Consider the following 23791-nt stretch of genomic DNA (forward strand, 5'->3'; position numbering starts at 1 on the left):
CTACGGGCCGCCCCAGCGGCAGCCCACCACCCACCCGAACCGAATCACCAGCCACTGCCCACGAGCAGCCAACCCCAAAAACCAACAGGCTCCAGAGCGGGGATGAAGGCGCACGAACCGCTTCGGTGTGCCCTCATCCCCGCCAGCGCGTGCCTCGGTGTGGCATCGTCGTGCTGGCGGACACTTCGGTGTGCCGTCAGATCCGGGCGGCGCTCAACTCCGGGCGCCGCCCCAGGTCCCGGCGCCGCCCCGGCTTCGGGTGCCGCCCCGGCTTCGGGAGCCGCCTCAGCGCAGGCGGCGATACGCCGTGAAATCGGTTTGTTTCCGCAGCTCGAAGCCGATCGACTGGTACAGCCGGATCGCGGTGACGTTGGCCGCCGCGGTGTGCAGGAACGGCGTTTCCCCGCGCTCCCGGATCCCGGCCGCCACGGCCTGGATCAGCCGCGTCGCCAGCCCGCGCCCCCGATGGTCCGGATCCGTGCATACCGCGCTGATCTCGGTCCAGCCGGTCGGGTGCAGACGCTCCCCGGCCATCGCGATCAGCGCGCCCTCGGGGGAGCGCAGCCCCAGATAGGTGCCGAGCTCCACGGTCCGCCGCAGGTACGGCCCGGGGCGGGTCCGCTCGATCAGATCGAGGATCTCCGGCACGTCCCCGGCGCCGAGCCGGTACGCGTCCGGCGACGGCGACGCCCGAAGTCCCACGTCGACGAGCTGGACACCGGGAATGCTGCCGGCGACCTCCCAGCCCCGGTACGCGACCCCGCCGGCCCCGGCGATGGTCACCGCTTCTCCCGGCTCGACGAGCGAGGCGAGGTCGTCCCATGCCTGCGGGTCGGCCGGATCGGCGAGGGCGTGGAACGGCGCGACGTCGGACTGGTAGCGCGCCGCCTGCCCGTGGGTGACCGCGAACCGTGCGTGCGCCCCGGCCAGCGACGACCACGCCGGGTTGTCCAGGACGGACTCGACGACGGCGCGGGTCATTTGCCCTCGATCGGCAGACCGGGCGGGTTGACCTCGGCCTTGGTGACAGCCTCGTTGGCGAGGTTCCAGCGCTGGAGGATCTTCGTGTAGTCACCGGAGGCGATCAGCTTGTCGAGCGCCGCCGCGTACGCCTTGACCAGCCCGTTGTCCTTCTTCGTGGTCAGCGCGATGAGCCCCTGCAGGCTGGCGCCCGCGCCGGAGTAGGTGCCGACGATCTCGCTGTCCCCGGTGGTCGCGACGTGGTAGGCGAGCGACGGGTTCGGTCCGAGGTACAGGTCGATCTGGCCGGAGCCGAGCGCCAGGTAGGTGGCCTGGTTGGTCTGGTAGTACTTGATCTCGACCGGCGCGAGTCCGGCCTTCTTCACCTCGTCGGCCCACTCGACCAGGATCTTCTCCTGGTTGGTGCCGGATCCGACCGCGACCTTCTTGCCGGCGATGTCGGCGGGCTTGGTGACGGTCAGCCCGGAGCCCTTCTTGGCGAGCCAGCCCAGATCGTCCTTGCGGTAGCTGACGAAGTCGTACTTGAGCTTGCGCTCCTCGGTGACCGTGATGTTGGAGGCGCCGAGCTGGTACTTGCCGGAGTCCAGGCCGATGAACAGGCTCTCCCAGGAGGTGTTCTCCAGGACCGGTTCGAGGCCGAGGGTGCTGGCGATCGCGGAGGCGATGTCCGGCTCGTTGCCGATCAGCGTCTTGTTGTCGGTGGCGGTGAACGCGAGCGGCGGGAAGCCGGAAGGGGACGCGCCGACCCCGATGATCAGCTTGCCGCTCTTCGCGACGTCGGGAGGCAGCAGGGCGGCGGCCGCGTCGTCCTTGGGCGGCAGGATCCGGTTCTGCTCCGGGCTGTCGTTGAACGTCACAGTGGTCGCGCCCGAGGCGTCGCCGGCGGCGGGGACCACTGCCCGCTCCTCCTCGGGGGCGGCGCAGGCGGCAAGGCTCACTGTCACAGCGGCAAGAGCCAAGACCCATTTGGTACGCATGAAGAGCTCCGTTCTCAGGAAAGGACCTTGGACAGGAACGCCCGGGTCCGGTCGTGCCGGGGGTTGTCGAGTACCTGCGCGGGCGGGCCCTGTTCGACGATCTGGCCCTCGTCCATGAAGATCACGTTGTCGGCCGCCTCCCGGGCGAAGCCGATCTCGTGGGTCACCACGATCATCGTGGTGCCGGCGCGGGCCAGATCGCGCAGCACGTCGAGGACCTCGCCGACGAGCTCCGGGTCGAGCGCGGAGGTCGGCTCGTCGAAGAGGATCAGCTGGGGTTCCAGCGCGAGGGCGCGGGCGATCGCCACCCGCTGCTGCTGGCCGCCGGAGAGCTGCCGGGGGTACGCGTCCGACTTGTCGGACAGGCCCACTCGGTCGAGCAGCTCGCGGCTCCGCTCGTACACCAGGGACTTGGGTTTGCCCTGCGCCGAAATCGGGGCCTCGGCGACGTTCTCCAGCGCGGTCAGGTGCGGGAAGAGGTTGAAGTTCTGGAAGACGAAGCCGATCCCGGCCCGCTGTTTGAGGATCTGGCGCTCGCTGAGCTCGTGGAGCTTGCTGCCGGACTGACGGTAACCGATCAGTTCGCCGCCGACCCGCACCAGGCCGCGGTCGACCTTCTCCAGGTGGTTGATCGAGCGCAGCAGCGTGGATTTGCCGGAGCCGGAGGGCCCGAGGATGACCGTGACGGTCCCGGCGAGCGCGGTCAGATCGACGCCGCGCAGCACGTGCAGCGCGCCGAACGACTTGTGCACGCCGGTCACTTCAACGACAACAGGACCGCTCAACCCGTCAACACGAGCTGAATCGTCAACACTGGTCAACGCGTCAACGTCAGTCAACCCGTCAGCGCCAGTCAATTCGTCAACACCAGTCAACCTGTCAACGCCAGTCAACTGGTCAACGCCGGTCAACTGGTCAACGCCGGTCAACCTGTCAACGCCGGTCAACCTGTCAACGCCGGTCAACTCGTCAACGCCGGTCAACTCGTCGGCCTTGCTCAACTTGTCGACATTGGTCATCGCGACAGCACCGCCTTGAGCCGCTGGAACGGGGTGGGCGGGAGCGTCCGCACCGCGCCACGGGCGAAGTAGCGCTCGGTGTAGTACTGCAGGATCGACAGGGTGGCGGTGAGGATCACGTACCAGACCGTGGCGACCATGAGCAGTGGGACGACCCGGCCGTTGCGTCCGTAGATCACCTGCACTTGATAAAACAGCTCACCGATCGCCAGGACGTACACGATGGATGTGCTTTTCAGCAGGTTGACCAGGAGGTTCGCGGCGTTGGGGAGGATCGCGCGCATCGCTTGCGGGACCACGATCTTGAAGAACTGACGGTGCTTGGGGAGGCCCAGCGCGGCGGCTGCCTCGTGCTGTCCCTGGTCGACGGAGAGCAGGCCGGCCCGGATGATCTCGCCGGCGAAGGCGGCCTCGTGCAGGGCCAGGCCCAGCAGCGCGGCGCCGAACGGGCTGATCAGGTCGGCGGTGGCGAACGACCAGCCGGGCCCGAACGGGATGCCGATCTGCAACCGGTCGTAGAGGTACCCGAGGTTCGCCCAGAACAGCAGTTGCACGAGCAGCGGCACGCTGCGGAACACCCAGATGTAGCCCCAGCTGACGGTGGCGAGCACCGGGTTCTTCGACAGTCGCATCGCCGCGAGGGGGATGCCGCCGAGGAAGCCGAGGATCGCGCCGGCGACGGTCAGCTGCAGGGTGACCAGCAGCGCCTCCATCACCGACTTCTCCAGGAAGTATCCGGCGAAGGTGCCCCAGTCCCAGCCGGGGTTGGTGGCCAGGCCGTGCGCGAACTGGGCGAGCAGCACGAGAACCAGTGCGGTGCCGGCCCATCGCCAGGGGTGGCGGGCCGGCACCACGGTCAAGGTGTCGTCATCGGCCGGTGGGCCGGCGTTCTTGGGCTGGATGGGAGTCAGGACACTCACGAGGACCTCCGTGGTTCAGTGCCGCAACGCTAAGCAGCGCCGGGCATTACCCACAAGTCCTACCGGGTGTATATGTTTAAAGAGATCGTGACATGGTCACGCCTTCTTCACGGTCACCTTCGTGCCGGAGGCCTTCACCGTGTACGCCGTGGTCTTCCGGGTCCACGGATTCGTCGCCTGCACCTTGACGCCGCCGGTGACGTTGCTGACCTTGACGGGCACCGCGGCGGACCGGTTGTGGGCGGTGACGTCCTTGCGGACCACCGTACGCAGGGAAGTGACCTTGATCTTCTTGCCCTTGGCGGCCTTGCGGGCGGCGGCCGCGCCGGTGTTCGCCACCTGGCGCACCGCGGTGTCCATGCCCAGGTACGCGACACCCGTCGCGAGCGCCGCCGCGCCGATCGTCGCCGCCGCGGCCGGCAGGGTCACCGTCTGCGGCCCGTACCCGAAGGCGAGCGTCACCTCGGTCGCGCCGTCCTCGCCCTCCAGCTCGGCGTGCGCCCCGGTCAGGACCCCGGTGGCGCCGACACTGAGGGTGACGTGCGCGCCCTCCTGGTCGACCGCCGTGTAGTCGGCCGTGCCGTCGGCGTGGGTGACCCGGGTGGCCGCGTCGGTGAACTCGGCGGCCACGCTCGCCGGGCTCTGCGCGTTCTCCGCCACGTGCGCGGCGAGTGTCAGCTTCTTGTCGGCGGTGAACACGTACCTCACCGGCGTCCGCTTCATCATCTTCAGTGCGGCGAGTTGCTCCGGGTCGCCGACCGACTCGTAGAGGCCACTGCCGGCGGCGGCGAACGTGGTCACCGACCCGTACCCCTCGGTGGTGAACGTGTCGGTGAAGAGGCCCTTGACCGGGTCGACCAGGGTCGTCGACGTCCCGCTGAACGAGCCGATCGTGTCCGGGGCGTCGACCGCGTACTTCTGGTCGGTCCGCCACCCGCCCGCGCCGGCCGTGGTGGAGGCGGCGGCCACCTGCTTCATGGCCGCGGCCATCTCGGCGGCGCTCAGCGTCGTGGTCGTGTCGGCGGCGCTCTTCGTCGGGGCGGCGGCATTGGCGGTGCTCGGGGCCACGATCAGGCCGGCGGCGACCGAGGCGGCGGCGACTGAGGCGGCGGCGAGCAGGACGGCGGGCCGGGTCGAAACGGGCATGCGGCAACCTCGGGCGTCGGCGGGATCAGGCGCCGCAGTGATCGGCCGCTCGTCCGGTGATTTGAGGATTAGTCAAGAGCCGCTGCTACCTCCGCCGGTGAACCCGGAGTCACCGGTCTGCCGGGTGTCGTCGGTGTTCATGATGTTCCGGGCCCAGCTGTCGTCCGCGCGGTTGCCCCGGCGCGCCGGCGGTGGGCCGCCCGGGGCCCTGCGGCGAGGGCGCAGGTCCCGGACGAGCAGCACGAGAATCACGAGAATCGTCACGATGGCCGCGGCCAGGGCGGCCCAGAGAAGCCACTGCATGCCATCGACGGTAGAAAGCCGCCGCCACGGGTAATCAGCTGATCATGAGCGATCTCAACCCTGACAACTTCGCCGAGTTCACCACGCAGGACGGGCCGGGTTCGCCGGAGAGCGACGAGGAGCGCCTGAGTCCGCCGCCGGAGCAGGAGGCGCACGGAGGCAGCATGGCGCCGGGTCTGGTGGACGACACCGGCGCCCGTACCGCAGAGGAATTCCCGGGCGAACGAGACCTTTGATCCTGAATCGCGAGTAGTTACGGCTTGCGGCCGACCGCGCCGTACTCGTCCACGGCGCGCACCTCGTCGCCGGTGGCGCCCGCGTCCGGGCGCCACTCGGCGCACGGCACCAGCCCCGGTTCGAGCACCTCCAGGCCCTCCAGGAAGCGGCGGATCTGGTCCGGGTGACGCAGGTGGTAGCTGAGCGGCGCGTTCGCGTTCCACACCGCGATGGCGTCCTCGAACGCCGGCCCGTCGATCACGTTGGTGCCGTCCGCGGTGACCAGGTAGCTCCCCGAGGGGAGCCCGCCGAGCAGCGTCCGGACGATCGAGACGGCCTGCTCCAGGTCGGGCACGTGTCCGAGAATGTTCATCAGGATCAGGCCGACCGGCTGGGACAGGTCGAGGGTGCCCTCCGCCGCCTGGAGGATCTTCTCCGGCGCGTGCAGGCTGGCGTCGACGTACTCGGTCCGGCCCTCGCCGGTGCCGGTCAGCAGCGCCCGCGCGTGCACCAGCACCAGCGGGTCGTTGTCCACGTAGACGATCTTGCAGTCGGCCGCGGCGGCCTGCGCGACCTGGTGGGTGTTCTCCGCGGTCGGCATGCCGGTGCCGATGTCCAGGAACTGCTTGATGCCCTCGGCGGTCACCAGGTGCGTGACGGCCCGCTTCAGGAACGCCCGGGACTGCCGGGCCACCACCGCGATGTCCGGGTACAGGTTCGCGAAGTCGTCACCGACCTGCCGGTCCACCTGGTAGTTGTCCTTGCCGCCCAGCCAGTAGTTCCACACCCTCGCGGAGTGGGGGACTGTGGTGTCGAGCTTGGCGTCGCTGTCGGTCATTTCGGCTCCCTGGCATCTGGTGACGCAGAGCATAACGGGGTCCGATCAGGACAGTACGTCCGCTGTCGGGTGAGAACGGATGACAAGGGTACGGGCGTGACGCGTCCCCGCACGCGTCACGCCCGCTTCAACGACCCGCCCACCCCCACCGTCCTGGGGTGGCCGGGAGCCTAGATGGACCACCAGACGGTCGTGTCCGGCGGCAGCACCACGTTGTCCGTCGTCCCGTCCAGGGTGCCGCTGGCCAGCAGCAACTCGCCGGGCCGGCCGACCGCGACCGGCTGGTCGCTCAGGTTGACAGTGCAGCGGAACACCGGCTGGCCCTCGGCCTCGCGCTCGAACGCGAGCACGCCGTCCGGCGCCGGCACCCAGCGCAGGTTGTCGGTCGGGGCGAGCGCCGGCAGGCTGCGGCGCACGGCGAGCGCGGCCCGGTACAGCTCCAGCGTCGAGCCGGGCACGCCGTCCTGTGCGGCGACGCTGAGCTGCGCCCACGAGTCCGGCTGTGGCAACCAGCTGCCGCCGCCGGAGGGGCCGAAGCCGTACGGCGCCTCGGATCCGCTCCACGGGATCGGCACCCGGCAGCCGTCGCGGTAGCCGTCCTGGCCGGTGGCGCGGTGGAACGCCGGGTCCTGGCGCACCTCCGGCGGCAGGTCCACGACCTCGGGCAGGCCGAGTTCCTCGCCCTGGTACAGGTAGGCCGAGCCGGGCAGCGCCAGCATCAGCGCGGACGCGGCGCGGGCCCGGCGCAGCCCGGCGACCGGGTCGACGGCGGTGGGCCGGCGGCCGGCCACCTCGCCCTCGCCGGTCTGCAGCAGCCGGTTGCTGTGCCGCACGACGTCGTGGTTGGAGAGCGTCCAGGTGGTGGGCGCGCCGACCGCCCGCATCGCCGACAGCGACTCGTCGATCATCTGGCGCTGGGCGGTGGCGTTCCACGCCGTACCCAGGTAGCTGAAGTTGAAGGCCTGGTGCAGCTCGTCGTCGCGGACGTAGTCGGCGACCCTGGCCAGGGTCGGCGCCCACGCCTCGGCGACGGCGATCCGCTCGCCCGGGTACTCGTCGAGGATCTTGCGCCACTCGCGGTAGATCTCGTGCACGCCGTCCCGGTCGAAGCACGGGCTCTCGCCGACGCCCAGCAGGTGCCATTCGGCCTCGTGGCCGACGTCCGGCAGGCCGTCCTCCTTGACCAGGCCGTGCGCCACGTCCACCCGGAAGCCGTCGACGCCCAGGTCCAGCCAGAACCGCAGGATCGTCTTGAACTCGTCGCGGACCGCCGGGTGCTCCCAGTTGAAGTCCGGCTGTTCCGGGGCGAACAGGTGCAGGTACCACTCCCCGTCGGCGACGCGCGTCCACGCCGGGCCACCGAAGATCGACGGCCAGTCGTTCGGCGGCAGCTCGCCGTTCTCGCCCTTGCCGGGGCGGAAGTGGTAGCGGTCGCGGAACGGCGAGCCGGGGCCCTCGGCGATCGCCCGCTTGAACCACTCGTGCTGGTCGGAGGAGTGGTTCGGCACCAGGTCGACGATGATGCGTAGGCCCAGCTCGTGCGCGCCGGCGATCAGCTTCTCGGCGTCCGCGACGGTGCCGAAGATCGGGTCGACGGTGCGGTAGTCGGAGACGTCGTAGCCGGCGTCGGCCTGCGGGGAAGCGTAGAAGGGGGAGAGCCAGACCGCGTCGACGCCCAGGTCCCGCAGGTACGGCAGACGGCTCAGGATGCCGGGCAGGTCGCCGATGCCGTCGCCGTTGGAGTCGGCGAAGCTGCGCGGGTAGATCTGGTAGATGACCGCGTTGCGCCACCAGGATGCGGGCGGCGCCTCCACGGCGGGCGGTGCGATCAGTTGATCTGTCATGACGACGAACGCTAGCAGGTTACTAACACGTGTTACATAGCTGGACGGCTGCTTTCTTTCAGCAAGTTCTTGCAGGCCTGCTCTATGCCGGTTTTGCGGTGGAATCCCGGATGATCAGCGAAGTGCTCAGCATTTGGTGGGGATGCTGGTCCTCACCACGGATTGCCGAGATCAGGAAGTCTGCGGCCATCCGCCCCTTGGTCACGATCGGCTGCCGCACGGTGGTCAGCCGGGGCCGGAACCAGGCCGACTCCGCGAGGTCGTCGAACCCGGTCACGGAGACCTCCGAGGGGACGTCGACTGCAAGTTCTTGCAAGGCGTCCACGGCGCCGTAGGCGAGCATGTCGGAGAGCGCCACGATGGCCGTCGGCGGGTCCGGCTGCGCCATCAGGTCTCGCGTGGCCCGATAGCCGTCGGTGCGGGTCACCGGGACCTCGGCGAGGCGTACGTCGGTGAGGTCCAGACCGAAATCGGCCAGCGCGTCGCCGATCCCGGCCAGCCGCCGGGCCAGCGGGCCGCGATAGCCACGCTCGGTGACGCCGGGCCCCGGGTCGATGCTGAGCACCGCGAGCCGCCGATGACCGAGCTCCAGCAGGTAGCGGGCCACCTCACCGGCGCCGCCCCGGTCGTCCACCTCGACGCTCGGGGCACCCTCGTGGCGGTCACTGTCGATCAGCACGAACGGGATGCCGCGCCGATCCAATTCGGCCACCTCGCCCCGGTCGACCTCCAGCCCGCAGACGATGAAGCCGTCCACCGCCGCGTACGGGATCGCCTTGATGACCGAGTCCCGCAAGGGCGGGGTGAGCAGCAGCGTGTACCCCTCGCGGTCGCAGACCTGCCCGGCGCCCATCAGGAACCGGGAGTAGTACGGGTTCTCCATCACCTGGGCGAGACGCTGCGGGAACAGCACCCCGATCGAGTTCGTCGTGCCGGCCTGCAGCATCCGCCCCAGCGTGCTCGGCCGATACCCGAGCTCCTCGGCCACGCTCAGGATCCGCTCCCGGGTGGCCGCCGCGATCCGCTGCGGATTGTTGAACGCGAACGACACCGCCGAGCGCGAGACGCCAGCGGCCGCCGCCACATCACTGGACGTGGGCTTCCTCGACCGCATGACCGCTCCCTAGGGTTGGCGACCACCATAACTTTCGGTCACCCCACCCATTGGGTACGGGGTGACCGGCCGTCCTCCGCCGCCGCGAAGCTTTCCCATTACGCCACAGGCTCTCCGCTCACGCATTGTGGTGACCGGGGATCTTCGCCGGGTAGAGGCCGACACCGGGTGGTCTCCGCCGAGAGCCGGCGCGGTTGAGGGCGCGTGGCAGGTTTGGCGGGGGCTGTGCCGGCGCGGGCGTCCAGCGGACCTTGGAGCGATCGGCGCCGGCTCGTGTTGTTGTTTGACGGATCTTGGAGCGATCGGCGCCGGCTCGTGTCGTTGCTTGACGGATCTTGGAGCGATCGGGGCCGGCTGGTTCTCAGCGCGGACAAAATGGACGCTCGGGAGCACTGGCAGCCAGCCGGGAGAGGTGAGCTGGTCGTCAGCGCTGCCGACGAGATGCCGAAACAGCACTGAGCACCAGCCGGACCAGCCGGCTCCCAGTGGCACAGCACTCCCTGCTGGCTATTGAGGCGACTCCGCCACTAACGGGGTATTCGGCTCGTATATACCTCGAGGGCTCGGGATGTCACCTCGCGGCAGCCGGGGAGGCCGGGCTTGATCACATGCGTGAGCTACGGCCGGGCGGAGCCAGCCGTAGGGCGGAGCGGTTATCCGGGCTCGATCACATGTGTGGGCTACGGCCGGGCGGCGCGAGCCGTAGGTCAGAGCGGTTATCCGGCTTGATCACAGGTGTGGGCTACGGCTGGGACGGCGGGTTCCAAGATCGGCAAGGCGGGGGTGCCAGGGTGCGGGATGCCAGCCGCAGGACGCCAGCGGGATCGCCGGGGCACGCGGGGCGCGGGGCACTGAGCACCAGCCGGACCAGCTGGCTCCCAGTGCACAGCGCTGACATTTGCGCGGCTCCCGGGCCGAGGACGGTGTGGTTCGGATGGGGCTGCGGTCCGTGCGGACGGCCGCGGGAGGCTTTCAGGCGGCGCTGACCGGCACCTTCACGACGGCGTCGAACAGGTAACCGAGGGTGTTGTGGACCGCCACGTCCGGCTGGGTGTTGCCGCGTACGTCGGTGGCCCGCGCCAGCAGCTCGTGCGCCCCCGCCGCCGGTGTCCACGCCAGCTCCCACCGCTGCCACACCTGCCCCGGCGACGCGCCGTAGAACCGCGCCCGCTTCCACGTCGCCCCGCCGTCGGTGCTCACCTCGACCTTGCGGATCGGGCCGTGCGCCGACCACGACCGGCCGGTCAGCACGGTTCGCTTGCCGGCCTCGAAGACCGTGCCCGCGTCCAGCTCGAACGCGCTCTTGACGACCTGCCCGTCGAACGGCTGGCCCTCCACCGGGTACGCCGACCCGAACAGCCGGTAGAACTGCGTGTTCCACGGTGAGAACAGCGGCTCCGCCGACACCTCGATGCTGCCCACCCACTTGATCGACGCGATGCCGATCCAGCCGGGTACGACGACCCGCACCGGGTACCCATGGTCGGGCGGCAGCGGAACGCCGTTCATCTCGTAGGCCAGGATCACGTCGTCGAGGGCCTTCTCGATCGGGAACGGCCGGCGCACCGGTCCGAGGTCCACCCCGCCGCTGACGAAGTTCGCGTCGAGGCCGACCGGCTGCACGTCGACGGCGTGCCGGCTGAGCCCGGCGCGGCGCAGCACTGTCGACAGCTTGACCCCGCGCCACTTCGCCACGCCGACGGCGCCGAGCGTCCACGCCGTACCGGAAACGGTTTGTCCTTGTTGTGAGGTGAAGTAGCTGCGGCCGTTGCCGGCGCACTCGACGGCTGCCGCGACGGTCACGGACGGCAACCGGCGAAGGTCGTCGAGGCTGAACCGCACCGGCCCGTCGCGCAGCCCGGAACCGAACAGCGACAGGCTCCACGACGCACCGTCGATCACCGGCGTCGACGTGTGGTTGCGCACGAAGAACCTGTCGACGGGCACGTAGTAGCCGACGTCCTTCAGCGCCGCCCAGCGGGTCTCCGCGTTCGTGCCGAGCGCCCGGAACAGTTCCGGCGGCAGCGGCTTGACGATCGGGGTGGCTGCCGCGGCAGCGGAGGAGCCGGCTGCGGCAGCGGAGGAGCCGGCCGCGGCGGGGGAGGAGCCGGCCGCGGCGAGGGCCGTGCCGGCGCCGGCCGCGGCGGTGAGGCGCAGCAGGTCACGCCGGGAGAAGCCGCGTGCCCGGCCGGCCACGAAATCCTGCAGACGACGCTCGTCGTATTCAACCTCGTTCATGTCCGGGGATCCTATCGATTAGATAGGACTTGTGGGTAGCCTGATGCGCATGGACTTCCACTGGTTTCTGCCCACCAACGGCGACTCCCGGGACATCGTCGGCGGCGGCCACGGTGTGCCGGTCGGCGCGGCCGGCGGGGTGCGCCCGCTGACCATCGGTTACCTCGGGCAGATCGCGCGCAGCGCCGAGCAGCTCGGCTTCGTCGGCGCGCTCACCCCCACCGGCGCCTGGTGCGAGGACGCCTGGCTGACCACGGCGATGCTCACCGAGGTCACCGAGCGGCTCAAGTTCCTCGTCGCGTTCCGGCCCGGCCTCGTCTCGCCGACCCTGGCGGCGCAGATGGCGTCGACGTTCCAGCGGCTCTCCGGCGGGCGGCTGCTGCTCAACGTGGTCACCGGCGGCGAATCGCACGAGCAGCGGCAGTTCGGCGACTTCCTGGACAAGGACGCCCGCTACGCGCGCACCGGCGAATTCCTGAGCATCATCAACCGGCTGCTGCGCGGCGAGACGGTCACGCACGAGGGCGAGCACCTGCGGGTCGAGAACGCCGTCCTGTCGCGCGTTCCGGAGACGCGTCCCGCCATCTACTTCGGCGGATCGTCCCAGGCCGCCGGGCCGGTCGCGGCCGAGCACGCCGACGTCTATCTGACCTGGGGCGAGCCGCCGGCGAAGGTGGCCGAGAAGCTGGCCTGGATCCGCACCCTCAAGCCGGACATGCGATGCGGGATCCGGCTGCACGTGATCACGCGGGACACGGCCGAGGAGGCCTGGGCCGAGGCGGCGCGGCTGCTGCGGAACGTCTCGGAGGAGGACATCGCTGCGGTTCAGGCAGGCCTGAACCGCAGCGAGTCGGTCGGCCAGCGCCGGATGCTGGAACTGCACGGCGGCAATCGCGACGGCCTGGTCGTCTCGCCGAATCTCTGGGCCGGTGTCGGCCTGGTCCGTGGTGGCGCCGGAACCGCTCTGGTCGGCAGCCACACCGAGGTCGCCGACCGGATCGAGGAGTACGCGGCGCTCGGCATCGGCGAGTTCATCCTGTCCGGTTACCCGCACCTGGAGGAGGCGTACTGGTTCGGCGAGGGCGTGCTGCCCGAACTGCGGCGGCGGGGACTGTGGAGCCACCCGGCCGGGGACCGGGGCACCTCCACCAGCGCCATCCCGTTCGCCGGGGTGCCCATCCAGTCCCCGTCATGAGAGAGCGGCCCGGACGCCGTACGCGTCCGGGCCGCTCTCGTTCCGCTCAGTTGTCGGCGTGCTCGCCGACCTTGGCGCGATCCTTCGAGTCCCAGTCATGCCGGGGCCGGTGCGGCTCGTCGTTCCCGCTTTCCGGACCCTCCACGGACCGGGCGTGCGGCCGGCCGGGCCACCAGAACTTGTCACCGGTGAGCGTCGCCAGGGCCGGCACCAGCACGGTCCGCACCAGCAGCGTGTCCAGCAGGACGCCGATGCCGACGATGATGCCGATCTGGGTGAGCGTGACGACCGGCAGCACACCGAGCACCGCGAAGACCGCCGCGAGCAGGATGCCCGCGCTGGTGATCACCGCACCGGTCACGGCGAGGGCGTGCACCATGCCGTCCCGGGTGCCGCGCGTCGCCGTCTCCTCCTTGGCCCGGGTGACCAGGAAGATGTTGTAGTCGACGCCGAGCGCCACCAGGAACAGGAACGCGAACAGCGGCACCGAGTTGTCCAGCGCCGGGTAGTCGAGCACGTGCCGGAACAGCCACGAGCCGGCGCCCAGCGACGCCAGGAAGCTGAGCACCACGGTCGCCATCAGCAGCACCGGGGCGACGAGCGCCCGCAGCAGCAGCACCAGCACCAGGAACACCACGCCCAGGATCACCGGGACGATCGTCCTCAGGTCGTGGCGGGCGGCGTCACGGGTGTCCAGCGCGGTCGCCACGGTCCCGCCGACGAGCGCTTCGCCGTCGAGGTTCTCCCGCAGGTCACGGATGGTCTGGAACGCCTCGGCGGTGTCCGGCGCCGCCTGCAGGACGGCGCTGATGCTGGCCAGTTCGGCGTTCTGCTCGGCGACCCGGGCCTGCACCACGCCCGGCGTCTCGGAGACGGTCTTCAGCACCTGCTCGGCCTTGGCCGGTTCGGTGAGCACCGTCGCCGGACCGGCGGCGCCGGCCGGGAAGTACTTGCTGAGCGTCTCCAGGCCCTGCACCGACTCGGCCTCGACCCGGAACTGCTCGGTCTGCGACAGGCCCACCTTCGTGCCGAGCGCGCCGAGGGAGAGGACGCCCAGGATGACGATCGAGAAGGCGGTGACCGCGACCGGCCGCTTCACCACGGCCCGGCCGACCTTGCCCCAGAAGCCGCGCTCGCTCTCCGCGCCGGCCCGCCCGACCCGCGGGATGAACGGCCAGAACAGCTTGCGGCCGCAGATCACCAGCGCGGCCGGCAGCACGACCAGGGCGAACAGCGCGGCGATCGCCACACCGACGGCCGCTGTCACGCCGAGCGCCGCGTTGCTCTTGAGGCTCGCCAGCAGCAGCGTGAGCAGGGCCAGGAAGACGGTGCCGGAGCTGGCCAGGATCGCCGGCCCGGCGCCGCGCAGCGCCTTGCGCATGGCCTCGAAGCGGTCCTCGTGCTGGTGCAGCTCCTCGCGGTACCGCGAGATCAGCAGCAGCGCGTAGTTCGTGCCGGCGCCGAACACCAGCACTGTCACGATGCCCGTGGTGGAGCCGTTGATCGCCAGGTCGGTGTGCTGCGAGAAGAGCGCGATGGCCTTCGCCGCGAGCTGGTCGGCGAAGCCGACCACGAACAGCGGCACGATCCAGAGGATCGGGCTGCGGTACGTGATGAGCAGCAGGATCGTCACCACGACCACGGTGACGATCAGCAGGCGGGTGTTGGCGCCGCTGAAGCTGTCCGACAGGTCGGCGCTGAACCCGGCGCCGCCGGTGACCTGCGCGGTGACTCCGGCGGGGAGCCCGGCCGTGGCCCTGTCCCGCAGCTCCTGGACGGCGGTGATGGTCTCGTCCGCGTTGCCGGTGGCGGCCAGCGGAATCGTGATGATCGCGGCCTTCCGGTCCTCGGACAGGATCGGCTGGCCCAGCTCCTTGACCGTGGACAGGTCGGCGTCGGTGAGCGCCTCCCCACCCTTGGCGATCACGATCAGGGCCGGGTTCGTCCGACCGGACGGCAGTTCCTTCTGTAGCTGCGCGACCTTGGTCGACTCGGCGGAGGACGGCAGCGACGAGGTGGGGTCGTTGTCCGTGGTCGTCGAGCCGGCGAAGGCGAGAATCGCCCCGCCGATGACGAGGGCCAGCAACAGCGTTGCCCATGCCCTTCTCATGAAACCTCCAAGACTGAGAATCTTTACAATCGAGATTGTTCACGACAGACCGCGGATCTGCAACACTTACCCCCGTGGAGGTATCTGAGACCGCCGAACGCCAGCGGTTACGCAGGGCGCTTGTCGACCTGCTGAACACGTACAGCAGTGAGGCACAGCACATCGGGCACGCGTTCGCCAACCGCAACCATCTGCACGCCACCGACATGCACGCGCTGCTGGCCGTGATGCACGCCGAGCGTCACGGGACCCCGCTCACCCCGGGCAAGCTGGGGGAGGCGATCGGTCTGACCTCGGGCGCCACGACGGCTCTGATCGACCGGCTGGAGAAAGGCGGGCATCTGCGCCGGACCCGGGAGAGCACCGACCGGCGCGTCGTGCACCTGCGTTATGGCGACGCGGGGATGTCGCTGGCGATGGCGTTCTTCACACCGCTGCGCCCGCACACCGACGCCGTGATGGACCAGTTCAACGTCGACGAACTGCAGACCATCGAGAAATTCCTGAACGGGATGACGAGCGCCCTGGTGGAGTACCGGGACGAGCTCAGGAAACGCTGACCGCCCGCCCGGTCACCGGGCGAGCGTCGCGTACCGGCCGCCCTGATCGAGCAGCGACTCGTGGGTGCCGGACTCCAGGATCCGGCCGTGGTCGATCACCGCGATCTGGTCCGCGTCGCGGACCGTGGACAGCCGGTGCGCGATGGTCACCGTGGTCCGGCCCACCGACAGCGCGTCGAACGCCCGCTGGACGGCCCGTTCCGTCTCGGTGTCGAGGGCGCTCGTCGCCTCGTCCAGGACCAGGATCCGCGGATCCCGCAGCAGGGTCCGGGCGATCGCGATCCGCTGTTTCTCGCCACCGGAGAAGCGGTGTCCGCGTGACCCGACCATCGTGTCGTAGCCGTCCGGCAGCGCCGCGATCAGATCGTGGATCTGGGCCGCCCGGGCAGCCGCGACGATCTCCTGGTCGGTGGCGTCCGGTTTCGCGTAGCGCAGGTTCTCCCGGATGGTGGTGTGCAGCAGGTAGGTCTCCTGGCTGACGACGCCGACGATGCTCGCCAGGTCCGTCAGGGACAGATCGCGCACGTCCACGCCGTCGATCGTCACGCGACCCGACGTCGGGTCGTGGAGACGGGCGATCAGCGACGCGATCGTGCTCTTCCCCGATCCGGTCTCGCCGACGAGCGCCAATGACGAGCCCGCCGGGACGTCCAGGCTCACTCCGGCCAGGGCGGCTGTCTCGCTGTCCCCGTACACGAATGTGACGTCCTCGAAGCGCAAGTGGCCCCGCACCTGCTCGAGCCGCACGGGCCTCGCCGGTTCCCGCACCTCGACCGGCAGGTCGAGATATTCGAAGATGCGCTGGAAGAGCGCGAGCGAGGAGGTCAGCGTGACGCCGACGTCGAGCAGGCTCATCAGCGGCCGGAACAGACCGGCCTGGAGCCCGGTGAAGGCGACCAGGGTCCCGATGCTCATCGTGCTGAACGGCAGTCCCGCCGCGAGGTAGATGGCCGCCGGAATGGCCGCGAAGACGATGTTCATGGTCGCCATCCGCCAGCGCCCGGCCAGCTCGGAGCGGAGCTCCAGGTCGATCAGCCGGTGCGACGACTCGGTGAAGCGCGCGATCTGCGCGTCGCCGGCGCCCATCGTCTTGCTCAGCTGAATGCCGCTGATCGACAGGCCCTCGTCGATGATGACGTTGAGTTCGGCCAGTTCGCGCTGCCGCTGCGCGGTGATGGCCTGCCGCATCCGCGCGACACGCCTGGTCCAGTAGATCGCCGGCGGCAGCGCCACCAGCGAGACCAGGGTCAGCTGCCAGGACAGGGCGGCCATCGCGACGAGCGTGGCGATGACGGTGGTGGTGTTCGACGCGATCGAACTGGCGGTGGACGTGACCACCTGCTGCATGCCGCCGATGTCGTTGGTGATCCGGGATTGCACCTCGCCGGTGCGGGTGCGGGTGAAGAAGGCGACCGACTGCCGCTGCAGATGGGCGAAGACGTCGGTGCGCAGCCGATGCATGACACGCTGGCCGACTCGCGTGGAGATCCACGTCTGCACCACGCCGAGCGCGGACGTGGCGGCGGCGACCGCGACCATTCCGGCGACCAGCCAGACCAGCAGGGTGAGATTGCCGTCCGGCAGCGCGACGTCGATGACCTCACGCAGCAGGAAGGGGGACACCATCGCGAGAACCGACGAGATCACGATGACGCCGACAACGACGGCGAGCTGCCGCCGGTGCCCGATGAACAACGCGCCGATCCGGCGCAGGGAGACGGCGCGTGCTTGGGCCTTCTCCGCGGGGGTCACGGTCCGTGCCGCGCCCCGCCCTGGGCGTTCCGCCAAATTCGTTTCCTTCCGAGTCGATATCCTGAGGTTACCTCAACGTGAGGGTACAACCGCAACCGCTGCTACCTTGTTCCCGTGGATGACGGTCAGGACGAGAGCCTGTTCGAGGTGTTCTGGGCGGTCGCCCGGCGCCTGCGGCACGGGACCCGGGTGGCGCTGGAGCCGTGGAACGTCACCCCGTCGCAGTCCCGCGCGATAGCCGTCCTGGCCCGGCACGGCGAGATGCGGCTCAGCGCTCTCGCCGAGCACCTGCGGATCGCACCCCGCTCCGCCACCGAGGTCGTGGACGACCTGCAACAACACGGTCTTGTGTCGCGGAGCCCGGACCCGGCCGACCGGCGCGCGACGCTCGTCACGCTCACCGGCCAGGGCGTCGCCACGGCCACCGCGATCCACGCGGCGCGGGCCGAGGAGGGCGAGCGCCTCTTCGCCGCGCTGAACCCCGAGGACCGCGCCCATTTGTCGCGCATTCTGCGGATCCTCCGGGGCTGAGCGCGTTCGGCGGCATCGCCACGACGGCTGCCAACCTTTACTCTCGACGGTGACCGGAACGCCGCGCTGTGTGACTGCGTGCGAGCGGCGTCAACTGGCCTCCGGAGGCGCGATGAACGACGCCACTCTCGATCCGCGGCTACGGGGCAGCTTGCCCGATATCGCGTACGACCAGCTGGAGCTCTGGCTCCGCAACAGGCGTTTCCGGCTTCGGCTGGAGGATCCGCTGACGACCGGATTCACCGACGCCGTCGTTGCCGTCGTGGCGGTGCGGACCGGGAGCGGCGACCACCGGCTGGTCATGAAGTACCTGCGGCCCAGCGAGCGGACCCGAGCCGACTTCGGAACGCTGATGGACGCGGTGACCTACGCCCCGCGGCCGTTCCGCGACCACCTCGTCCGGCCCTGGCCGGAAGGCCCGGTCACGGTGGAGAAGGACTCCATCATCATGTTCATGGAGTACGCGGCAGTCGACGGCCGATCGCTCGAGCCGCTCCGGGTGCTCCTCAACGACGACCGGCTCGGCAAGGCGTGCGCCACAGTGGTCAAGCATCTCGTCCGCGACTGGAACCGAGCGGCGGACCGGCAGGCCGAGGAGATGCCCGCCGACGACATGCTCACCGGTCTGGCGGAACGGACCTGCCGTCCCCGAGGCGCGCTCTACACCTGGCTCAAACAGAACTGGCCCGAACTGCTGAAACCCTCGTGCGCTCAGCTGCCGGGCGGCGCGGGCCTGCCCAATCCGGTGCACCTCGTGATGCGGGGCGGCGATCTGGCCGCCCGGCCGATGATCGCTTTCCGCGGACACTGCCACGGCGACCTGCACGGTGAGAACATCCTGATGCCGTCCGCCGGCGGTGGATTACGGGCTCGCGACTTCCGGCTGATCGACATGTCCACCTATCGGCCGGACGGCTTCGTCGCCTACGACCCGGCGTACCTGCTGTGCTCGATCCTGGCGCGGCGCGGGGCCGACCTGCCCGACGACAGCGCCCCGCTGGTCGACCTGGTGCTGGGTCGCCGAGGCGCCGGCACAGGTGCCTTTCCGCCGGAAGTGAGCGACGCGGCCCGGCGGATCGCCCGTACCTGCAAGAAGTTGATCTGCGTGAACGGCTGGACGGAGGCGCAGTGGACTCCGAACTTCCTGCTGTCGCTGACCGCAGCCGCTCTGATCTTCGCGGGGCGGCCCGACATCAGGTCGCGATGGTTTCTCACCTTCGCGGCGCGGACGGCTCAGGAGGCGCTGAACCTGCTCCCGCCTCGGCCGGTGCGGGCGGACCATCGCCGGCCCTCGTGGTCACGGCTGATCACCGATCCGCCCGCCGGCGTCCTGGTGCTGGCCGGCTCCGAGGGAATCGGGAAGTCCCACGCGATCCGCAGCGCGATGGACTCCCTGGCCGAGCGGGCCGGCGCCGACCTGGTCGTCCCGCGCCCGATCGACATCCATCTGGGTTCCGCCTTCGGCGCCGCCGACCTGGTCGCCGAACTTCAGCGCGCGCTCGGCGAGACGCCGGCGCCCGTCACCGGTGGCGGTCCGAGACGGCCGAACGACCTGCTGCTCGGCCGGCTGGATCCACTGCTGGCCCGCGCCGCGGGGCGGCGTGTCGTCATCGCGATCGACTCGGCTGATCGACTGATCGATCCGACTCGGACGATCCGCGATGCGAACCTCGGTGACGTCCTGCACCAGTTCACCTCGTCCGACAACCGCACGGTCTCGGTGGTGCTCGTCGGCCGGGAGGCACCCGAGCCGGCGCACAACCCGTGGGTCGACGAGTTCGCCATCGAGTCGTTCGAGTCGGAGTTCGACGCCGCCCAGCTGAGGGACTTCCTCCGGCGGCTCGACCGGAACGAGGTCCATCGCCTGTCCGGCGTCGAGGAGAACACGTGGGGGTTGTTCCGGGACCGTATCCATGGCAATCCGCGTGCCGCCGAACTCGCCTTCGCGCTGCTGGACAGTGCCGAGACCGAGTTCGCCGATCTGGCGCGGATAGCCGGGCACCTGGACGGGGTGGCGCCGGACCGGGTCATCGACGTTCTTCATGACGCGGTCCTCCGGCATCTGGACGAGGGGCCGCGCGCGGTGTTGCGGGCGCTGGCGATCTATCGGATCCCGGTGGACGCCGCGGCCGTGCACGCGGTCCTGGGGCCGGGTAGCTCGGTCACCGCCATCCGGAGGACGCTGCTGGGACTCGCCGGCCGCGGCTTGATCCGCAAGCTCGGCTCGGAGCGTTTCTACCTCCAGCCGCCGGACGACCGGCGGGTGCTGCCGCAGCAGGGTTTCGCCCAGCTTCGCCGTGACCTCGGCAGACGCGCCTGTGCCCATCTGGCCGGCCGGCGGCCCGACCCGATCCGGCGCCTTCCCGACCTGTGGGCGGACCGCGCGCGTGTCGACATCCTGCTCGACGGCGGGGAGTTCGACCAGGCCGCCACGCTCATGGACGAGATCGAGCGGAAGTACTTGCTGGGCTGGGGATACGGCTGGCTTCTCACCGATCAGCGCGTGCGGCTCCGCGCCCACCTGACCGGCGTGCCGAAGCTGCGGAATCTGAACTGGCTCGCCCAGGAGTACCAGGAGTTGCGCCGTTTCGACGAAGCGCAGGAACACTTCACGGAGGCCCTCGCCCTGGCCACCGGGCCCTACGACGTGCGGAACCGCGGAAAGCTCCTCAACAATCTGGCGGGCGTCCATTTCCAGCGGGCCGGATGCGGTGACACCGACGACGCCATCACGAGATATGACCAAGCCCTGTCGCTCGCCCGGCTGCGTGGCCGGGCGAGGGACGAGATCGCGCCGCTGGAAGGGCTGGCCGATTGTGCTCGCCGCCGTGGCGACTTCTCCGCCGCGAAGGAGCATCTCGAACGGGCGCTGGACCTGGCCGGTGGCCCCGGCAGGAGGACCGGCCAGGTCCACGGGCTCCTGCTCAAGCTTGCCCGCCGCCACGTGGAATGCGGAGAGTACGACGTGGCGGACCGCCGGCTCCGGCAGATCGCGGCGACCGGCGCCGAACCCGGCAACCCGGCGACGGCCTGCCATCTCTACGACATCGACGCCGACCGGCTGCTCGCGGTGAACCGGAGCGACATGGCGCTGCTGCAAGCGCGCCGCGCCGCGAACCTGGCGGTCGACATCGGCGATCCGCGCGTCTTCGTGCAGGCCCGGACGACGATGGCCGCGATCTATGTGGCCGAGCTGAACTTCGCCGAGGCGCGGCATCACATCGACGTGGCCGCCCGGCGCCGGCACCCCGGGCACTCCCTGGCGGTGCTCGGCATCCAGGCGCTGGCGCTGAGCCGCCAGGGAGCGGCGGAATCGGCGGACGTCTTCCGGGAGCTGCGCACCGAGGCCTTCACCCGGCGTGACATCGACAGGGCCGATTTCGGCGCGTGGGACCTCGAAGGCTTCGCCATCTGCGGCCTGCACATGAACGGCGGTGCGGACCTCACCGAGGCGCTGACCGCGTTCGGTCATGCCCGCGACATCTGCCGGCCGGCCGGGCTCATCGACCGGCTCGCTCGGCTGCTGACCAGCCTCGATGCGGGAACCGGCCGGCTCGCCCCCGCGATCGCCGCCGCCAGGGGGGAGACCGGCAGCTGATCACCCGCGCAGCCATCCTCGGTCGTGCGCCCGGATCAGCGCCTCCGTCCGGGTGCGTACGCCGATGCGCTCGTACAGGCCGTGCAGCAGCCGGAACATCGCCCGCTCCGAATAGCCGGCCTCGGTGGCGAGGGCGGCCACCGTCGATCCGCCGGCCAGCCGGCGCAGCCAGCCGATCTGTTCCGGGGGAGGCCGGTCCCGGTCGTCCGCCTCGTCCGCGCCGAGTGCCAGCAACCGCAGCGCGTCCAGCGGTAGTGTCGCGTCGCCGGTGGAGAGCCCGGAGATGACGCGCAACAGCGCTTCCGGTGCGATCGCCCGGCCGATGACCGAGGCGGCTCCGGCGCGGACGGCCTCGGCGCCGCTGTGGCCGCCGGGCGATGGCAGGACCGCGACGACCGCGGTCTGCTGACCGATCGCCACGAGCCGGCCGAGCAGTGCCCAGTCGGCCTCGGCGCCGACGGTGAGCAGGACTGCCGTACCCGGATGGCGCCGTGCCCAGCCGAGCGCGTCGGCCGGGGTGTCCACCTCGTGTCCCGCGGCGGCGAGCACTGCCGCGACGCCGTGGCGGTACAGCGGAAGAGGATCGACGACAGCTACCCGCACGTCCCGATCATCGACGGTGTTCGCTGTGCCGGGAAGCAGGGACGCGGTGTGTTGACCGCCGGCACCGAACCTGGCGTCAGGGTGACGCCATTCCCTGCACTGAGCGTCATTCGGTGATCACTGTGCGCGCAACTCGACCTGGACCTGCCAGAGCTGTCACTCCTAGCCTCAGCAGCAGCCGGGCGACGCATTCATCGAACGGGGGGAACCATGCTGTACGACGACGACCGCGGGGGATCACCGTTCGAGCCGCTCGACAACAGACAGTGGGAGCCGCCACTGGTGAATCACGACCTGCTGGGGGGATTCGACGGGCCGGAGCGAATCCTCATCGCTCTCAGCGGCGATGCGGCGGAGTACGCCTTCACGGACGACAAGGTATTCGAGGTGACCGGCATGCCGTGGACCAGGGAGGGCTTCGACGCCGTCGTCCACGAGCTGGCCGCGGCGGGCCTCGTCGCTGTCGAGGACGACGACGAGGAGCGGTGGCTGACGATCACGGACCTGGGCGAGGACCGGGCCGAGGCCTTGATCGAATCGACGCCCTACTACGGGGAGATGTACCCCGAGCTGTGAGAACCAGCCCGGGCTCTCCGGGGGTCCATCAGGTCAACGGCGAACCGGCGACAGGCCGGGCGAGGCGCGCCACCAGAGCGAACATCCCCGCCGCACACAGCAACGTCAGATACAAACCATCGGGAACCGTCACCAGCCCCATCAGATCGAGCGCCCCCACGCCCAGGAGCGCCGTGAAGAACCACACGAACGACACCCGCATCACATAGGCGAAGGCATCCCGCGCGGCCCCGGCCCGCCGGCCGCCCTGGTCACCCGGACGCACCCGCAACGACTCCGCGAACGCATCAGCCGCCTCCGCCAGAGTGGGCGCGTCGGCAACCCCGCGCATGGCACTCTCGAACCGGGCCGAAGCGGCCCGGGCCCCGGCATGCTCCGGCTCCAAGGTCAACGCCCGCCCCACGGCCTCGCGCGCGGTCAGCGGACGACCCGCCGCGAACAGCGCGAGCCCATAGGTCACGTGCAGGTCCGCGTCATACCCGGCCAGCTCCACGGCGACCTGCAGATTCGCCACCGCGTCCGCGACCCGGCCGTCAGCCAGCTGCGCCGTACCGAGCAGGTTGTGCAACCGCGGATTCCCCGGATCCTGCTGGCACGCCGACACCGCCGTCGCGATGGCCTCCGCGTGCTCACCGGCCGCGGTGCAGGATCGGCTGATCCAGTACAGCGACTCCGTGCCGTCCGGGTCCTGCTGCCACGCCGCCCACGCGGCCCGCATCGCCCCCCGCGCGTCGCCGAGATCCAGCCGCGCCCGGGCCATCCGGTGCCAGGCCGCGACGTCCTCCGGCTCCCGCCCGACATGGGGCGCGAGCAGATCCACGACGTCACCGGCCCGTCCGCGGGCAAGCAGAATGTCGGCCTCGTCGAGGATCGAGGGTCCGGCGGGCGGGTCGAGAAGCGGCTGCTGCGTCACGCCGCCCTATTCGGCCGCGACACCTGCGACTTACGGGTCAGCCGCGTTGCACTCCGGTTTTATCGGGTACGCCGCGTCCCCGTCCCCAACCGCACTCCCACCAGTCCCCGAGTCTCCCGGCACTGACGAACGCGGTCCGGCGCGACCCGCCGCCGGCCCCGGCGTGTGGAGTTCGGGTGCGGTCCGCACCTCAGTTCCCCACGCAGGTGGTGTCGCCGCCGTGCGTGTGGAGTTGGGGTGCGGTCCGCGCCTCAGTTCCCCACGCGGGTCGTGTCGCCGCCGTGCGTGTGGAGTTGGGGTGCGGTCCCCGCCTCAGTTCCCCACGCGGGTCGTGTCGCCGCCGTGCGTGTGGAGTTG

At 70.3% G+C, this 23791-nt stretch carries 20 protein-coding genes; 6 read left to right on the plus strand and 14 right to left on the minus strand.

Annotated elements, in window-relative coordinates:
- Positions 1-285 precede the first annotated feature (285 nt).
- The 6 genes from AB0F72_RS37765 to AB0F72_RS37790 form a co-directional block, all read right to left on the minus strand.
- Positions 286-981: a GNAT family N-acetyltransferase gene (locus AB0F72_RS37765; RefSeq protein WP_360442443.1), complete on the minus strand. Its 696-nt coding sequence runs from the start codon at positions 979-981 to the stop codon at positions 286-288.
- Positions 978-1958: an ABC transporter substrate-binding protein gene (locus AB0F72_RS37770; protein ID WP_360442446.1), complete on the minus strand. Its 981-nt coding sequence runs from the start codon at positions 1956-1958 to the stop codon at positions 978-980. The genes AB0F72_RS37765 and AB0F72_RS37770 overlap by 4 nt, the downstream gene beginning before the upstream one ends.
- A gap of 14 nt (positions 1959-1972) precedes the next feature.
- Complete coding sequence (locus AB0F72_RS37775; protein ID WP_360442449.1) at positions 1973-2719, minus strand: amino acid ABC transporter ATP-binding protein; 747 nt, start codon at positions 2717-2719, stop codon at positions 1973-1975.
- A gap of 254 nt (positions 2720-2973) precedes the next feature.
- Complete coding sequence (locus AB0F72_RS37780) at positions 2974-3897, minus strand: amino acid ABC transporter permease (RefSeq protein WP_360442452.1); 924 nt, start codon at positions 3895-3897, stop codon at positions 2974-2976.
- Between the two features lie 96 nt (positions 3898-3993).
- Positions 3994-5043 (minus strand): hypothetical protein, encoded by a 1050-nt coding sequence (locus AB0F72_RS37785; RefSeq protein WP_360442455.1) that lies wholly within the window; start codon positions 5041-5043, stop codon positions 3994-3996.
- A 72-nt stretch (positions 5044-5115) separates the two neighbouring features.
- The gene (locus tag AB0F72_RS37790; RefSeq protein ID WP_360442458.1) at positions 5116-5346 is read right to left on the minus strand and encodes a hypothetical protein; all 231 of its coding nucleotides are present in this window, start codon (positions 5344-5346) and stop codon (positions 5116-5118) included.
- A gap of 44 nt (positions 5347-5390) precedes the next feature.
- Between AB0F72_RS37790 and AB0F72_RS37795 the strand changes: the two genes are divergently transcribed.
- Positions 5391-5582 (plus strand): hypothetical protein, encoded by a 192-nt coding sequence (locus AB0F72_RS37795; RefSeq protein WP_360442461.1) that lies wholly within the window; start codon positions 5391-5393, stop codon positions 5580-5582.
- A 17-nt stretch (positions 5583-5599) separates the two neighbouring features.
- Here AB0F72_RS37795 and AB0F72_RS37800 read toward each other — a convergent pair whose 3' ends face one another.
- From AB0F72_RS37800 to AB0F72_RS37815, 4 genes are all read right to left on the minus strand, one after another.
- Positions 5600-6400 (minus strand): SAM-dependent methyltransferase, encoded by an 801-nt coding sequence (locus AB0F72_RS37800; RefSeq protein ID WP_360442464.1) that lies wholly within the window; start codon positions 6398-6400, stop codon positions 5600-5602.
- A gap of 170 nt (positions 6401-6570) precedes the next feature.
- Entirely contained in the window at positions 6571-8244 is a 1674-nt protein-coding gene (locus tag AB0F72_RS37805) for a glycoside hydrolase family 13 protein (protein WP_360442467.1), read from the minus strand.
- 82 nt (positions 8245-8326) lie between these two features.
- Positions 8327-9358 (minus strand): LacI family DNA-binding transcriptional regulator, encoded by a 1032-nt coding sequence (locus tag AB0F72_RS37810; RefSeq protein ID WP_360442470.1) that lies wholly within the window; start codon positions 9356-9358, stop codon positions 8327-8329.
- 972 nt (positions 9359-10330) lie between these two features.
- Positions 10331-11596, minus strand: coding sequence for a sulfite oxidase (locus AB0F72_RS37815; protein ID WP_360442473.1), 1266 nt, complete (start codon positions 11594-11596; stop codon positions 10331-10333).
- Positions 11597-11639: 43 nt separating this feature from the next.
- On the opposite strand from AB0F72_RS37815, the gene AB0F72_RS37820 reads away from it, so the two are divergent.
- A complete protein-coding gene (locus AB0F72_RS37820) occupies positions 11640-12791 on the plus strand; it encodes an LLM class flavin-dependent oxidoreductase (protein WP_360442476.1) in 1152 nt (383 codons plus the stop codon).
- A 46-nt stretch (positions 12792-12837) separates the two neighbouring features.
- Here AB0F72_RS37820 and AB0F72_RS37825 read toward each other — a convergent pair whose 3' ends face one another.
- Positions 12838-14901, minus strand: coding sequence for an MMPL family transporter (locus AB0F72_RS37825; protein WP_360442479.1), 2064 nt, complete (start codon positions 14899-14901; stop codon positions 12838-12840).
- A 74-nt stretch (positions 14902-14975) separates the two neighbouring features.
- Here AB0F72_RS37825 and AB0F72_RS37830 point away from each other — a divergent pair, with 74 nt between their 5' ends.
- Entirely contained in the window at positions 14976-15461 is a 486-nt protein-coding gene (locus AB0F72_RS37830) for a MarR family transcriptional regulator (RefSeq protein ID WP_360442482.1), read from the plus strand.
- Between the two features lie 12 nt (positions 15462-15473).
- On the opposite strand, the gene AB0F72_RS37835 is transcribed toward AB0F72_RS37830, so the two are convergent.
- Positions 15474-17213 carry an ABC transporter ATP-binding protein gene (locus tag AB0F72_RS37835; protein ID WP_360442583.1) on the minus strand — a complete coding sequence of 580 codons (1740 nt, stop codon included), beginning with the start codon at positions 17211-17213 and terminating at the stop codon, positions 15474-15476.
- Positions 17214-17327: 114 nt separating this feature from the next.
- On the opposite strand from AB0F72_RS37835, the gene AB0F72_RS37840 reads away from it, so the two are divergent.
- Positions 17328-17744 (plus strand): MarR family transcriptional regulator, encoded by a 417-nt coding sequence (locus tag AB0F72_RS37840; RefSeq protein ID WP_360442485.1) that lies wholly within the window; start codon positions 17328-17330, stop codon positions 17742-17744.
- 112 nt (positions 17745-17856) lie between these two features.
- Entirely contained in the window at positions 17857-21342 is a 3486-nt protein-coding gene (locus AB0F72_RS37845; protein ID WP_360442488.1) for a tetratricopeptide repeat protein, read from the plus strand.
- On the opposite strand, the gene AB0F72_RS37850 is transcribed toward AB0F72_RS37845, so the two are convergent.
- Positions 21343-21945, minus strand: a complete 603-nt coding sequence (locus tag AB0F72_RS37850) for a DNA-binding response regulator (RefSeq protein WP_360442491.1) — start codon at positions 21943-21945, stop codon at positions 21343-21345.
- A gap of 210 nt (positions 21946-22155) precedes the next feature.
- Here AB0F72_RS37850 and AB0F72_RS37855 point away from each other — a divergent pair, with 210 nt between their 5' ends.
- Positions 22156-22521 carry a hypothetical protein gene (locus AB0F72_RS37855; RefSeq protein WP_360442494.1) on the plus strand — a complete coding sequence of 122 codons (366 nt, stop codon included), beginning with the start codon at positions 22156-22158 and terminating at the stop codon, positions 22519-22521.
- A gap of 28 nt (positions 22522-22549) precedes the next feature.
- Here AB0F72_RS37855 and AB0F72_RS37860 read toward each other — a convergent pair whose 3' ends face one another.
- Entirely contained in the window at positions 22550-23434 is an 885-nt protein-coding gene (locus AB0F72_RS37860; RefSeq protein WP_360442497.1) for a tetratricopeptide repeat protein, read from the minus strand.
- Positions 23435-23791 lie beyond the last annotated feature (357 nt).

The sequence above is a fragment of the Actinoplanes sp. NPDC023936 genome (assembly GCF_040639325.1).
GTDB lineage: Bacteria > Actinomycetota > Actinomycetes > Mycobacteriales > Micromonosporaceae > Actinoplanes.